Origin of the sequence: Halobacteriovorax sp. DPLXC-1, assembly GCF_036903125.1 — a bacterium.
Lineage (GTDB): Bacteria > Bdellovibrionota > Bacteriovoracia > Bacteriovoracales > Bacteriovoracaceae > Halobacteriovorax_A > Halobacteriovorax_A vibrionivorans.
Genome location: NZ_JAYMCO010000003.1, coordinates 261,199 through 274,778, shown reverse-complemented (window position 1 = coordinate 274,778; position 13,580 = coordinate 261,199). Strand labels below are relative to the sequence as shown.

Here is a 13,580-nt window from a genome sequence, read left to right as displayed (position 1 = left end):
TTGTGAAAAAGCTGAAAAATCTCAAAAATTTAAAAGATGTTTTAAAAGATATCGATAGTGACTTCAGTAAAAACGCTGGTGTTGCGAGCGTTTCAAGTTATGGTAGTTATGGTAATAAACAATCTAACTTTAAAGCGAATAAGGCCATTGATCTCTTTGACTTTCTCGAGCTCTCAAGTTCTTGGAATAAGATCGTAGGGCCAAGGCTTTCTCAATTCACTATTCCACTTAAGCTAAAAAATAAATCTCTAACGATTTTAACTTCACATCCTGTTTACGCTCAACAGCTTAAATACATGGAAACAGAAATTATAAAATCAATTGGAAATGTTCTACCTGCAACAAAAGGACAGATTAAGAAAATCTTCTTCCAAGTAGATAATCAATTCTTCCAGAAAAAGAAGTCGGAAGTCGAAAGAAAAGAGATAGTAAAACAAGAAGTTGAAAATCGTCTACATCCACAATCTCCAGAATACAAAGCAATTATGAGAGATGCTCAAGAACAATTTTCAGATATTGAAGATGAAGAGCTCAAAAAGTCATTAACTTCAATATTAATGCAACTGAGAACGAAGAAGTAAGAAAATCGAAAAGCCCTCTGCTTCCTCAACCTTCTCTATATAATAGTTCTTAGAAATACCACTTAGTAATTCTTTTAATTGCTCATCTTCTCGACAAACAAAGAATAAAACACCATTTTGACTCAGTAAATTAGCAGCGTGAACGATATAACTCTTAAGCTCATCACCAGAATACTCTCGGCAAGTTCTTTTCTTTTCATTCTCACTAGATCTTCCATGGCCATTTTTAAAATATGGTGGATTCATCACAATAAGGTCAAAGTCTTTTACTGTATTAAATTGAAGAATACTTTCGAAATGAACCTGATATTCAAGGCCATTTATTCCTCTTTTAACTTGTTCAATATTACGATGAAGATGAGAGTTGTAATCATCTTGCACTTCAACAAAATGAATCTCTTTTATCGAACTTAGAGTTTCTTCATCTAGCTTTTGTAAGATCTCGAGTCCAATGACACCACAACCACAGCAGAGGTCAGCGACGTTATCAACGACAAGCTCATGAAATTCAATATGCTCGGCTACACAATTTGCTAACTCAATTGAATCACGAGAAAAATGATAAAATGAGGGCTGGGAATAATCAGTAATTAATGCCATGAGATTTTAACACTTCTAAAATATTGTCAATATGATTACCTTCTCGAACAACTTGGGCCGTCAATCCTGAGATTAAGATAATAGTTGATGAATGCCCACTCGGTTTAAGAAAATCTGAACTTATGAAATTACTATCAGGACAATATCGATGCCAAAATTCATTTGCTTCTTCAGAGTCGTAAATCGGAGGCTGACCTGTTTTATTTAAACTTGTCGAAGTAATGAATCCAGGAAAGTCCTTAATACACTCATCTATGATCTCATTTTGAATGACTCGAAAACATATAAAGTCCGTTTCATCAAATGGACCTTCAGGAAATTGAAGGGATAAACTCGCCTTTGGCAGTCCCACTGTGATTTCGTATTTGAAAAGGTCATCAAAAAGAGTTGTATAGGATTCTGAGCCATGAAAAGTATCAATCAAATTTTGAACATCATTAGTTAATATACTCAAAGGCTTTCTAATTGAAGTTCCCTTCACTTGAGCAATGAGTTCATACGTTTCAATAGAGAATGGATCTCCACCAATTCCCCAGACAGTATCCGTTGGATAAATGAATAAGTCTTTCATAAATCAACCATTAAGTTTTTAATAATTTCTTCGTTTCTTTGTCCAAGATATAACAGCTGATACGCAAGCCAGCTACTCTTTTTTTCTCTTAATTTCTTATTTAGAAAAGTTCTTTCAATACTAAAGATTGGCCTTTCAAAATACTTATCACGTTTGACCAACTCTTTTTTAAAAACAGGGTTACGCAATCCAGAAATCAAGGACATCATTTTATCAAAATTATAATCCTTATACTCACTAGCTATTTTATCGATAATCTTATCTCGGCCACTTCCAACCTTTGGTAGATTGTATTCAAATAATAGGCCATTATAATCAGATAATTCTTTTACAGCAGGAGTAGCAAAGAACCTCTCTACTAAGCGCTTCTTTTCATTAAAATTCTCAAGCTCCTGCACCCAAAATGGAGTCATCTTAACTCCATATTTATAACTTGTTATATCAAACTCAAGAGTTGCTCCAAAAGTTTGATTTAAAAGCTGTGTTAACTTTAATCGACTATCACCAGTAGATATATGAGTGAATTTTTTAAAAAACATTAATTTATAAAATTCATCTATACTGGACTCGTTTACCAATTCAAATGTTCTATTAATATATTTTGCATACTTCTGTCTTGATTTTGGAATGATATTTTCATTAATCCAAACGGAATAATTTGTAATGTCTCGACCTAGTAAGTCGATAATAACAGTGGTTAGCCATTCGTTTTTATTTAACGAAGAAGCGATTATTATTTCTAAAAGTAATTGATGAATATTCTTTCTCTCTAAACTTTTTAAGAAGTTTTGATGAGCTACTTTTTTACTATCAAACTTCATTTTTAAAGCTTCTTCAAACTCCAAAACAGGCTTATCAGAACGAGACTCAACATAAGACTTTATAACGATATCTGGATAAAATAGATGCTGACACTTGGCCTGAAACTCAACCCAAGGCTTCTCGTCACTTTTAAGTTCTGACGTCGTAAAAGCATAAATCAAATTGAACTCAAATTGTGTAATTTTATCACAAGTACTAGGAGGTGTTTTAATAAAGTCCGGTATATACTCGACACCTTCTAATGATAAACTATATGAAACATTCACATAGTTTAGAAAAATCTTTTTTTTTTATCCTGTGATCTAAACTCTTGCGCGTAAACTAAGCTAGTTGGTGTTTTAAATTGAATATCAGAAAACAATTCCTTACCTACAAGCTTTGAATAGAATTTTGAAATAAAGAAAAGAAGAACAATTAATACAGCAATAGCAATATAGACAAAGCTATAATCGTTTTTTCTTTTCTTCTTTTTAGCTTTTGACTTTTTCTTAGCACCTGACTTCTTCTTTTTTGAAGGACGAGGCATTTCTACGGCCTTCATAGGCTCGATATTATCATCTTCAATACTATCTAAATCCGGTGCAGTTGGTGGCTGTTTTTTTTCAGACTTAAGAATCTCTTCTGCTTGAGCAGCTAATTCATCTTCTTTATTCTTTTCTACTTCTTCAACAAATTGATCAATCTGGCTTACTTGAGAAGCTTCTTGTGCAACTTCCTCAGCAGGTGTACTTTCTGAAACACCACCAATATCTGGGAAATCGAGATCATCAGATGAAGGAAGGATTACTTCTTCTTCCTCGATATCCATAGCACTTGTTGCTTCGGCTAAACTGATTGATTCGTCATCGGCCACATCTGCCAGTGGTTTTTCTTGAACAATATTAGGCTCACTACTTGGAGCTGCAACTGCGGTATCACTGTAATCAATTGGCTCTGGAAAATCTAAGTCATCTTCAGCAGGAAGTAATATTTCTTCTTCATCATTAATTGTTGTTGAATTATCTGTTGCAGGGTTTTCAGAAGATAAGGGTGTTGCAGGGATTTCATCCCCATTCTCTTTAGAGATTTTTTCTACGATACCACTTGTTTTAACAAGTTTTGTTACGCTATTTGCAACTTTCGTCTTGGCCTCTGCTACAGGATTGAAGGTTTGTTCTTCATCTCCATAGAGAAACTTATTTAATAGGTCTTCTTCTTTGACCCAAAACCAGTAACCATTACCGCTACAAATCTCATCCTCTCCAGAGAGGGTTCCATTTTGTACAAACTCGACAACCTTCTGCTTTGAAAGTGGACCGAGTATTTTTTTCGATTCTGTTCTAATTAACCAGTTTCTTTCCGTCATTACTTATTCTTTATAAGAAAATCCCTACTAAGCCTTTAATATCTTCGTCATTAAACTTTAATCCTAAACTATAAACCATACCAGGATCATTAATTAAATCTTCACCCTCAATTTTACCATAAATTACACTCCATAGTTGAAAATCTAATCCGATACGAATATTTGGCCCAATATTATCTCGGTAATCGAAGACCTCAAGGCTTGTAATGGTATTCCAGTCATCAAAATTATAATCAACAGCAAGACCACCGTAAGAATCGATAAGTCCTCCACGGAATGTCCAATTGTCGATACGACGACCTAATTGAAGGTTGAGGAGAACGTCATTGTATTTTCTAACCTTCTCATCCTCAATAGTCGTTGTCCCACCAACAGTTGTTTCTGTGATCTTTCGTCTTTCAGGCCCAAATTCAGAAGTCGTTACACCTACCAGGTAAAAACGGCCAGGCGATGGAAAGATACGAAGTTCAGCAGTTGTATCTGTTTGATCAGTTCTCGTATTTGCACCAGTATAAACCGACAATTGTGTTCGGATACTATCAACTCGTCCAATTACTTTTTGAACACTTGATAGAGTTGACTTAACTTCATCAGCAATCTCTTCTTCAACAAGAAGCTTACCAACTGTTCCCTTCCCATCTTTGATATTTTGAACAAGGTCCTCAAGATCGGCCATCATATTATCAGCTTTCTTAAGAATCTCTTTTACATCTGCAACAGCACTTGCTGGCTCGTTTGCATCTGTCTGGTATGCTATTTGAGCAGTAAAGTCTTCGAGATTATCAATAATTCGTTGAAGTTTTTGATTATTCCTTCCAACGAGATCATTAAGTTTACCTGTTAATTCTTTCGTATTCGTCATCGTCTCCTGAACATCAGCTACGATCTTTTTCATCGCTGGCTCACCACCCTCAGGAACAAAAGACTCTTTAATACTTCCAACAAGAACTTTTACATCTTGCATAACTTCACTTGCATCTTTTAGAAGTGTTTCAATACCTGCTTTCTCTTCTGCTAGAAGCTCTGAACCATCCGGAAGGAGTTCATCATTATTAGCAACGTAAATCTCTAAGTACTTATCACCTAAGAAACCTACTGATCGAATTCTAAGTTTTGAACCCTTTGTGATCTTAACTCTTTCAAGAACCTCAAAACTAATACGGGCCTTATTTCCAGTTAGTTGAATATCTTTAATTCGTCCCGCATTAATACCAGCAACTTTGATTGGAGTTTTTGGAAAGATACCTGAGGCATCATTAATAGTTGTGTAATAATCATTATAAGCTCCAAAACCAGATTGGTTTGAAGTTACAACTAAGGACATAACAACAACAGCTATCATGGCGGCCAAGGCCATTAAGCCGACTTTAAATTCATTCATATAATTCCTCTTCCCTGGAACTACCTATAAATTAATAAACTCTTGAACCAATGGATGGTCTGAGTTTTTAAAATCATTTGCAGGTAGATACTCAACAATATTACCACGGTTTAAAAAGGCAACGTAGTCGGAAATTTCAAGCGATGCTTTTACGTCGTGCGAAATAATAATTGAGGTTAATCCAATATCTTTATGTAATTTACTTGTTTCTATGATCAAATCGTTGACCATTTTAGTTGTAATAGGATCAAGTCCAGTTGTTGGCTCATCATAGAGCATAAGTTGTGGACTTAGGGCCAGTGCTCTTGCAAGACCTACCCTTTTTCTCATACCACCAGACAATTCACTTGGTAGTTTATCAAAAGAGATCTCCTGAAGACCTACTGACTTTAATAAAGAAGCTGCTTTCTCTTTAATTTCACTTTCATTTAATTTTGTGAATTCAATTAATGGAAAGGCCACATTTTCAATTGTTGTCATTGAATCAAAAAGTGCCGCATATTGAAAAAGCATTCCGTAGTTTTGACGGAATTCACGAAGCTTATCTTCTTGAAGAGTTGATAAGTCTTTTCCCAAAACCTCAATTGATCCAGAAGTTGGATGATGAAGTCCTAGGATATGCTTTAAGAGTGTTGATTTTCCAGCTCCTGAAAAGCCGAGGATTGTAGTAATACTTCCTCGTTTTATATCAAAGTTTAATTCACTTAAAACAGTGTGCTTACCAAAAGTCTTGGTTAAGTTTCTAATTCGTACTGAATGATCATCAAACTCTAACATCTACATCACCTGCACTAAGAAACTTGTTAAAAAATAATCTAAAACTAAAACCGAAATCATTCCCCATACAACAGCGAGGTTTGTCCCCTTACCGACTCCTTGTGCACCTTTTGTGACAGCAAAGCCAAAGTAAGTTCCAATTACTGAAATAACGAAACCAAAGACAGTCGCTTTAATTACACCTTGGAAAATATCTGAGACGTACATAAATTGTCCAAGCTTAGACAAGTATATGGCATCATCAATCTGCAAGGCATAGGTTCCGACAATGTAAGAGCCAACATTCCCTACTAATAAAAAGAAAACTGATAATAGTGGAACTGATAAAGTACCAGCAATAATTCTTGGAACAGCAAGGTATTGCATACTACTAATACCCATAACTTCAAGAGCATCAATTTGTTCAGTAACTTTCATCGTTCCAATTTGTGCTGCCATAGCAGCCCCTGCTCGACCTGCAACAATTAGCCCTGTCAAAACAGGAGCTAATTCCTTTGCTAAAGAAATTGCAACAACTGGACCAACAAGAGAATCAACATTGATTAACTTAAAGCCAAAGTATGTTTGATAGGCCATAACCATTCCCGTGAATGCACCGGCCAAGAAAATAATAAATAGACTTTTGTTTCCGACAAATTCCATTTGTTCAAAAAATAATTTGAAACGATACGGCCTCTTCGTTAACCAGTAAAAAAAGTTCACAATGAACTTCATCACTTTGCCAAGACCTGCCAAATTGAAAATAACTAATTTTCCTAAATTTTCATTAAAGGAAACAAATGTTCTAAGTAAAAGATTCATTACTTAAATTCTAATGGAAAAAGAATGAAACTGCTACTTACTGTCGATATATTTTGGGAATTCTTTCAGTTAAGTGAATAAACACTTCGTAAGGAATAGTCTTTGATTCGACACATATATTAGAAAAGTTTTGACCATTTTGATCCCATACGACAAACCTTTCTCCATTTTTGATTGTTAAGTTTGTGTTAGGAAACAAAATCTGTGCCATATCCATATTAACTCGCCCTACAATTTGCCCTTCATGCTCTCCATGATTAAGGTGAACATTTTGATAGCGAGTTGAAAAACCATCACCATATCCTAGAGCAAAAACTCCCATAGTACCTGCTGATGGGCATGGGGTTGCTCCATAGCCTATAGGCGTACCTCGATCAACTTGAAAACTATCAATAAAAGTTGTCTCAAGTTTAGAGATCAACTTTCCTTTCCAACAACTCAACTTATTATACTGAGGCAACAAAGAAGACGGGCCATACATCATTAATCCTGCACGAACATGAGACTCTTCAAGTCCAACCTTTTGCTCAATTGCACCAGAGTTTGCAATTGATGATTTATGAATTTCAATTCCAGAACTATTGATTTGAGACTTTAATTCTTTCCAATTCTCTTTTTGAGTTAGATTTCTCTTATTTTTTTGCATTGATAAGCTTGAGCTCGAAAAGTGGGTCATCAAATGATAAATACTTGATCGGCCATGCTTTTTGATTGTTTGAATCGCATAATCAATTCGATCCATTTTTATTCCCAGTCGATTCATTCCCGTATTAAATTTTAAACAAAGTGGGAAGTAGCGAAATTCCTCATGAGACAAGAAGAACTCTAAGTTTGTTTCATTTGAAATAACTGGGATAATTCGATTATTTAAATAAATATCTGCTGCTTCTTGAAGGTCTAGGTTCACATCAGAAAAGACATAAACTTCAAACTCTCCATTTGGAATTTCTTCACGAAGCCTAAGAGCCTCTCCAATACTGGCACAGCCAAACTCTTTTATGCCAAGCTCATAATAAGCAAACTTAACAACTGGCACCAATCCATGTCCATAGGCATTGGCCTTGACCATAAAGAGAGTTTCATTATTAGGACAAATTTCTTTTAAAAGTTGATAGTTTTGCGCAAGAGTGGAGACATTAACCTCCATACTACTTTTTATTCTCATAAGGTACTATCTTGAAACGCTCTTTTTCCTCTCAACTTTCGTGATGTCGTCACCATTGAATACCCAGAGTAAGGAATTTCAGAAACATTTAACTGCATTGATAGAATAAGACTCTTATCTTTTCCGCTAAAATACTTTCCTAATCTTATATTCTTACAAAGGTCTTGAGCGGCTGCATAACTTTCATCAAAAAAGTCATTTTCCACATCCAGTACAATTGATTCAAAAGAGATATTGTAAATATTGCCAATACTAGTGATTTGAGAAAGATAAACTTTCATATCTTTCCAAAATGTATTCCAGTCAAATGAGAAGTCTGATCTTAACTCCATTAGATCTGTAATTTCAGAAGTATCAATCGATATTAAATTCCTTCCATGACTAACTTCAGAGATATTTGATAATAATTCAAATGGCCCTTTAGCCTGTGCGATAGAAGAAACATGAGTTAATGAATTCTTTATTTGAGAATAAATCCCACTTAAAAGTGTTTCTATGACCTGCCAATTAAAGTTAAATAAATAATCGCGATCAACTTCAAGTGCTACAACACTAGTTGTATCGACACCATTTTCCGATAATTCTAAGGTAACAACAGGATTGTGAACTAGGTTAGAAACAATATTCTTCACCATATTCATTCCATTTTCATTAACGCCTTTAAGTTTAATATGACCAAGCCAAACCTCAGGAACTTCAATAGACTTATGCCCATCATGCTTTAAAGGTGAAAGCTTATTGGTCTTTTGATTTAATTCAAAAATTGTATAACCTGAGACAAACTCTAAAGGTTCAAAAACATTTGTTATAAGTGAAGTTAAATCATTTTCTTCTCTATTAAAATTAATGCTGTCACAAACTTCAAAGAAGTCTTTCCCATAAAGAGTCTTCGTTCTTTCACTTTCAAGACTCGCAACAAGTGCTTCTTGACGGTGACGGTACTTATCATGAAATGATTCAAGTTGAGCTAATTGCCTCTTTAACGATGTTTGTTGATTGTACTGATTTAGTACATGTCTAATTTGCGCAAGCAAATCTAAATCGCGATATATAATTCCAATATTCTCATTCGTTGCAACAGTCTTCAGTTCTGAATTCGTTGAAACAATGAAAGCTCTCTTAACGGCCTTTAACTCAGATCGATTAAAAAGAAATTGTCCCTCAAATGTCGCATCATTTGCACTTGCTATAACAAGGTCGTATTGCTTTTGTAAGTGAGCGATTAAGAAAGAGTCTACAGTGTCGTATGAGTCGACAACAGTATTAATACTTTTGAAAATTTTTGAAAATGATTTACAGTCATCAATCATTGATGAAAGGATCGCAACTTTTGGACTATTCATTGTCATGGCGCAAAAACTCCTTCTAAGGACATAACATCGCTTAAAATCGTATCAAAAGAGACGTTCTATAGCAATTTTAAGAGGTCCTGGACTGTATTTATTTCAAGAATTTCTTCTTGATTAAGTAAAAGATGACTCTTTTCATAAGTAGGAGCTCTCTTTTTATAGAGATTTTCCATAAACTCGCGGCCATATTTAGCAAGAGGGCGATTTCCATCTTTCTTTAAACGTTGCCAACACTCTTCGAAGTCACATTTTAAATAGACTAATTTTCCACCAATCTCTTCTATAAAATCTGCTACACTCTTTTCATCAAGAGCACCTGCTCCTAATGTAATCATATAGTTATCCTTCATATTTTGATGTAGGAGCTTGAGCATATCAAATTCATCCTTACGAAATTCATCAATACCGATCTCTTGGATATACTCCCCAAGACTGTCGTAGCCAGTCCCCATTCGATTAAAAATCTCTTCATCCAGATCAAATACTTGAAATTCACTATCTTTAGATAGTTTCTCACCAAAAGTTGTTTTGCCGGCTCCAGAAAAGCCCGTTATAAAGATTCTCATACGTAAAAAACTACACGATTCCCACCATAATGTCCTAATTTTCTTGCATTTTGGCCTTACGCAATATACACAGAAGGACATCTAAATTTAGAGGAAATATGCAAATAGTTAATAAAGAAAATAGCTTTCTAAAAGATTCGACAATCCTAATCTCACGAGTTGGAGACGAGTTTGAAACTTACAATCTTACTGATAAAGATTGCACTTGGGTAAAAGAGATTCTTGATGGAATCACAAAAGACTTTGAACCTGAAGTTAAGCCGGAAGGTTTTGAAGGCTTAAGCGTAGAGCTACAACTAAAAAATGCAAGAGACTATACTTTTGGTGAGCACTTAATCGTCAAAGGAAAGGTATCAGGGGCGTATACAGCAACTTGTATCCGCTGCTTAATTGATACACCACAGACTTTTGATTCTGAATTCACAGCTGCATATGTAAATAAGCGCTACGAAGACGATCCTGAGTACGAAGAGGTTGATGAGATTTTTGTAAGTGATGAAATGGCAGATATGTACTTTCATAATCGCGGAAAGGCCGACTTAAAAGAAGCCTTGGCAGAATGTTGCTTTTTGGCAGTAAATCACTACCCTCTACATGACGCAGAATGCAAAGGTCTTTGCCAAATATGTGGTATTGACCAAAATTCAGAGACTTGCGAGCATGCGAATTAAGAATAGATAAAAACAAGGCCTCTTTTGGCTTGTAAAAATGACGTGAGTGATGTATTTACATAAGCTCATTTATAAAAGAAATAATTTTGTAGTTGAATATAACGGAGTAGAAAATGGCAGTACCTAAGAAGAAGACAAGTGTTTCAAGAAAAGGCCTAAGAAGAGCTGGACAAACACACAAGCTTTACGCGAACAATGTAGTTGTAGCTGATTCAACAACTGGTGAACTTACTAAGAAGGGATGTATCTCTCCTTCAGGTTACTGGAAAGGTAAGCAGATCTTCACTACTAAAGCGGATAGAGAAGAAACAACAGAAGAATAAGATAATTCATTATTTTTCATATAAGAAAGGCCCACTCTTTGAGTGGGCTTTTTGTGTTTAATATCTTTCTAAAGCTAATAAAAATCAGTTTGACCCATCAAACTCTTCTCTTGTATAAAGATAGAAAATATTTAGAGAGAGAACACACATGAATAAAATTTTAATCATTCTAATGATGACAGTTTATGCATCAGCAATGTCACCACTAGATAAGTCACTTGCAACCCTAATTGAAAAGCATCAACTGACATCACTTCCAGAGTCAAAATTACAAAACCAGAATGAGGTTATCCTAGGTTCGAGGCTTTTTGCTGAACTTCAATTAAGTGGAAATAACGACATTACTTGTATGCACTGTCACCATCCAATGCTTGGCACAGGTGATGATCTTCCTTTCTCAATTGGAACAGGTGGAAAAGGCCTAGGAACAGGACGTGTTCAAGACGGTAAGGGTAAAATTATTAAGCGCCACGCACCTACTCTTATAAATCTTGGTTACGATGATATTGTTGATATGTTCTGGGATGGAAGAGTACACTACGATAAATCAAAACAAGAGTTTATGTCTCCAAGTACTGAGCTTAATGCAAGAAAGGACCTATGGAGTAAGTTTAGCGGCTCTCTTGCTGTTCAAGTTATCTTTCCACTACTCTCGCCTGAAGAAATGCTTGGTGAAAATAATGAAATTGCATCACTTGAAGGTGACTTAAAAAAATGGAATGGACTTGTTAAACGACTTTTAAATGGTAAGAAAAATGCCATGTATCAAAACCTCTTTAAGCGCGCCTACCCTCAAGATTATAAAAAGGGAAAAATAGATATCACTCATGTGGCAAATTCTCTTGCAGCTTTTATTACAAGAAACTTCAATGTTGTGAATACACCATATGACCAATATCTTGATGGAGACTTAAATGCCATGAATGATAGCGAAAAGCGCGGATTAAAGGTATTCCTCGATAAAGGAGCATGTATCAATTGCCATAGTGGTCGTCATTTAACAGATTGGGATTATAAATCGATTGGACTACCTGAAATTGGACCGGTTGATGCTCAAGCTTCTCTAAACGATAAGGGAAGATATGAAGTAACAGGGGCCAAGGCCGATCAATATAACTTTAGGACACCTCCTCTTAGAAATATTCATCTTTCAGCTCCGTACATGCACAATGGGGTTTACTCAACATTAGAAGAAGTTGTTGATCATTATAATCACACTCGACGAGCTATCAGAAACTACGATGTTTCCGAAACAATTCAGGCCCTTTATGAAGAAAAAATCGTAAAAGATGAAAGTTTTGTTAACAATAAACTTAGATTTCAGTTAATAAGTGATGATGATATTAGACGTCCACTGAATCTGACTGAAAACGAGAAGGCTGACCTCGTTCAATTCCTCAGAACAGGGTTGGCAACAAAGCGTCTCAGAGGGCTATCTGAAGACTTATCAAGTAAACAAACTAAATAATATGAACGAAAGGCCACATCAGTGGCCTTTTTTTGTAAAACCTATACAAAAACACTGCGCATCAATTCATAACGCCCCTTCCCTTCCCCATCATTGCTATACTACCTAAAATAGGGCCAATTTTTATAACCAAGGTTAGGAATTTTAAATGAATACAAAAGTTAAAATTAAAGGAACAGGGATCTACGTTCCTAAAGAAGTTAGAACAAATGTCGACCTCGAAAGCATGGTTGAAACTAGTGATGAATGGATCTTTGAAAGAACAGGTATTCGCCAAAGACATATCTGCTCTACTGAAGGTGGAGAATGGCCAAGTGATATGGCCTATCATGCAACAATGGATGCATTAAAAACAGCTGGAATGGAACCAAATGATATCGACATGATTGTCTTTGCTTCTGTTACACCTGATTACAAGCTACCAAATACAGCATGTATTCTTCAACAAAAACTAGGCATTACAAATAAGTGTGCGGCAATCGATATTGCAGCAGCTTGCTCTGGATTTGTTTACGGAATCAATATGGTCACAGGACTGATAAAAATGGGTGCAATTAAAAATGCACTAATCGTAGGTTCTGAAATGTTATCACGAGAAGTTAACTGGGAAGATCGTAACACTTGTATTCTTTTTGGAGATGGTTGTGGTGTTGCTATTATTGGGGCCAATGAAGATGGTGATGATTCAGATATCCTATCACTTGAGCTTGGTGCCGACGGTTCAGGAAAAGAATTCTTCGACCAACCAGTTGGAGGAGCAATTGATCCAATCACAGCTGAGCACTTAGAAAATAGAACTCACTATATGCAAATGAAAGGAAAAGAAATGTTCCGTGTTGCCACTAGAACACTTGCAGATAATGCAAAGAAAGTTTTAGAAAAAGCAGGAAAGGATCTTGAAGAAGTCGATTGGCTAATTCCTCATCAAGCGAATGTGAGAATTATTGAAACAACAGGAAAACTTTTAGGAATCAATCCTGAAAAAGTTATTATAAATATTGATAAGTATGCCAATACATCTGCGGCCACAGTACCGATTGCAATGCACGAAGCAATTACAGACGGTCGAATTAAGCGCGGACAATTATTATTACTAGATGCATTTGGTGCCGGATTAACAAGCGGTGCTACATTACTTAAATACTAATTAAAAGGTTTAT

15 protein-coding genes are annotated in these 13,580 nt (G+C 35.5%); 5 read left to right on the top strand and 10 right to left on the bottom strand.

Annotated features, from left to right (window positions below):
* The first annotated feature begins 2 nt into the window (after positions 1 to 2).
* Positions 3 to 581 carry a DUF721 domain-containing protein gene (locus VCM44_RS11280; RefSeq protein WP_158536865.1) on the top strand — a complete coding sequence of 193 codons (579 nt, stop codon included), beginning with the start codon at positions 3 to 5 and terminating at the stop codon, positions 579 to 581.
* On the opposite strand, the gene VCM44_RS11275 is transcribed toward VCM44_RS11280, so the two are convergent.
* The 10 genes from VCM44_RS11275 to VCM44_RS11230 are packed head-to-tail and all read right to left on the bottom strand — an operon-like array spanning position 555 to position 9,958.
* Positions 555 to 1,181, bottom strand: a complete 627-nt coding sequence (locus VCM44_RS11275; RefSeq protein WP_334678824.1) for a methyltransferase — start codon at positions 1,179 to 1,181, stop codon at positions 555 to 557. The genes VCM44_RS11280 and VCM44_RS11275 overlap by 27 nt on opposite strands.
* Positions 1,165 to 1,752: an L-threonylcarbamoyladenylate synthase gene (locus VCM44_RS11270; RefSeq protein WP_334678823.1), complete on the bottom strand. Its 588-nt coding sequence runs from the start codon at positions 1,750 to 1,752 to the stop codon at positions 1,165 to 1,167. The genes VCM44_RS11275 and VCM44_RS11270 overlap by 17 nt, the downstream gene beginning before the upstream one ends.
* Positions 1,749 to 2,840 carry a hypothetical protein gene (locus VCM44_RS11265; protein WP_120404180.1) on the bottom strand — a complete coding sequence of 364 codons (1,092 nt, stop codon included), beginning with the start codon at positions 2,838 to 2,840 and terminating at the stop codon, positions 1,749 to 1,751. The genes VCM44_RS11270 and VCM44_RS11265 overlap by 4 nt, the downstream gene beginning before the upstream one ends.
* Before the next feature lie 5 nt (positions 2,841 to 2,845).
* Entirely contained in the window at positions 2,846 to 3,919 is a 1,074-nt protein-coding gene (locus tag VCM44_RS11260) for a hypothetical protein (RefSeq protein ID WP_334678822.1), read from the bottom strand.
* A 10-nt stretch (positions 3,920 to 3,929) separates the two neighbouring features.
* Positions 3,930 to 5,300, bottom strand: a complete 1,371-nt coding sequence (locus VCM44_RS11255; RefSeq protein ID WP_115361818.1) for an MlaD family protein — start codon at positions 5,298 to 5,300, stop codon at positions 3,930 to 3,932.
* A gap of 24 nt (positions 5,301 to 5,324) precedes the next feature.
* Positions 5,325 to 6,077 carry an ABC transporter ATP-binding protein gene (locus VCM44_RS11250; RefSeq protein ID WP_115361820.1) on the bottom strand — a complete coding sequence of 251 codons (753 nt, stop codon included), beginning with the start codon at positions 6,075 to 6,077 and terminating at the stop codon, positions 5,325 to 5,327.
* On the bottom strand, positions 6,078 to 6,878 hold the full coding sequence (locus VCM44_RS11245; protein ID WP_120404178.1) for an MlaE family ABC transporter permease: 801 nt from the start codon (positions 6,876 to 6,878) through the stop codon (positions 6,078 to 6,080).
* Positions 6,879 to 6,915: 37 nt separating this feature from the next.
* Positions 6,916 to 8,043, bottom strand: coding sequence for an alanine racemase (gene alr / locus VCM44_RS11240; RefSeq protein WP_334678821.1), 1,128 nt, complete (start codon positions 8,041 to 8,043; stop codon positions 6,916 to 6,918).
* The gene (locus tag VCM44_RS11235; RefSeq protein ID WP_115361826.1) at positions 8,040 to 9,392 is read right to left on the bottom strand and encodes a hypothetical protein; all 1,353 of its coding nucleotides are present in this window, start codon (positions 9,390 to 9,392) and stop codon (positions 8,040 to 8,042) included. Before VCM44_RS11235 ends, alr begins: the two co-directional genes overlap by 4 nt.
* A 59-nt stretch (positions 9,393 to 9,451) precedes the next feature.
* Positions 9,452 to 9,958 carry a shikimate kinase gene (locus tag VCM44_RS11230; protein WP_158536866.1) on the bottom strand — a complete coding sequence of 169 codons (507 nt, stop codon included), beginning with the start codon at positions 9,956 to 9,958 and terminating at the stop codon, positions 9,452 to 9,454.
* 98 nt (positions 9,959 to 10,056) lie between these two features.
* Between VCM44_RS11230 and VCM44_RS11225 the strand changes: the two genes are divergently transcribed.
* The 4 genes from VCM44_RS11225 (at position 10,057) to VCM44_RS11210 (ending at position 13,567) form a co-directional block, all read left to right on the top strand.
* Positions 10,057 to 10,629, top strand: coding sequence for a YceD family protein (locus VCM44_RS11225; protein ID WP_334678820.1), 573 nt, complete (start codon positions 10,057 to 10,059; stop codon positions 10,627 to 10,629).
* 113 nt (positions 10,630 to 10,742) lie between these two features.
* Positions 10,743 to 10,952 (top strand): 50S ribosomal protein L32, encoded by a 210-nt coding sequence (gene rpmF, locus VCM44_RS11220; RefSeq protein ID WP_115361832.1) that lies wholly within the window; start codon positions 10,743 to 10,745, stop codon positions 10,950 to 10,952.
* 148 nt (positions 10,953 to 11,100) lie between these two features.
* Positions 11,101 to 12,420, top strand: coding sequence for a cytochrome-c peroxidase (locus VCM44_RS11215; RefSeq protein WP_334678819.1), 1,320 nt, complete (start codon positions 11,101 to 11,103; stop codon positions 12,418 to 12,420).
* Positions 12,421 to 12,568: 148 nt separating this feature from the next.
* Entirely contained in the window at positions 12,569 to 13,567 is a 999-nt protein-coding gene (locus VCM44_RS11210) for a beta-ketoacyl-ACP synthase III (RefSeq protein ID WP_115361836.1), read from the top strand.
* Positions 13,568 to 13,580: the final 13 nt, after the last annotated feature.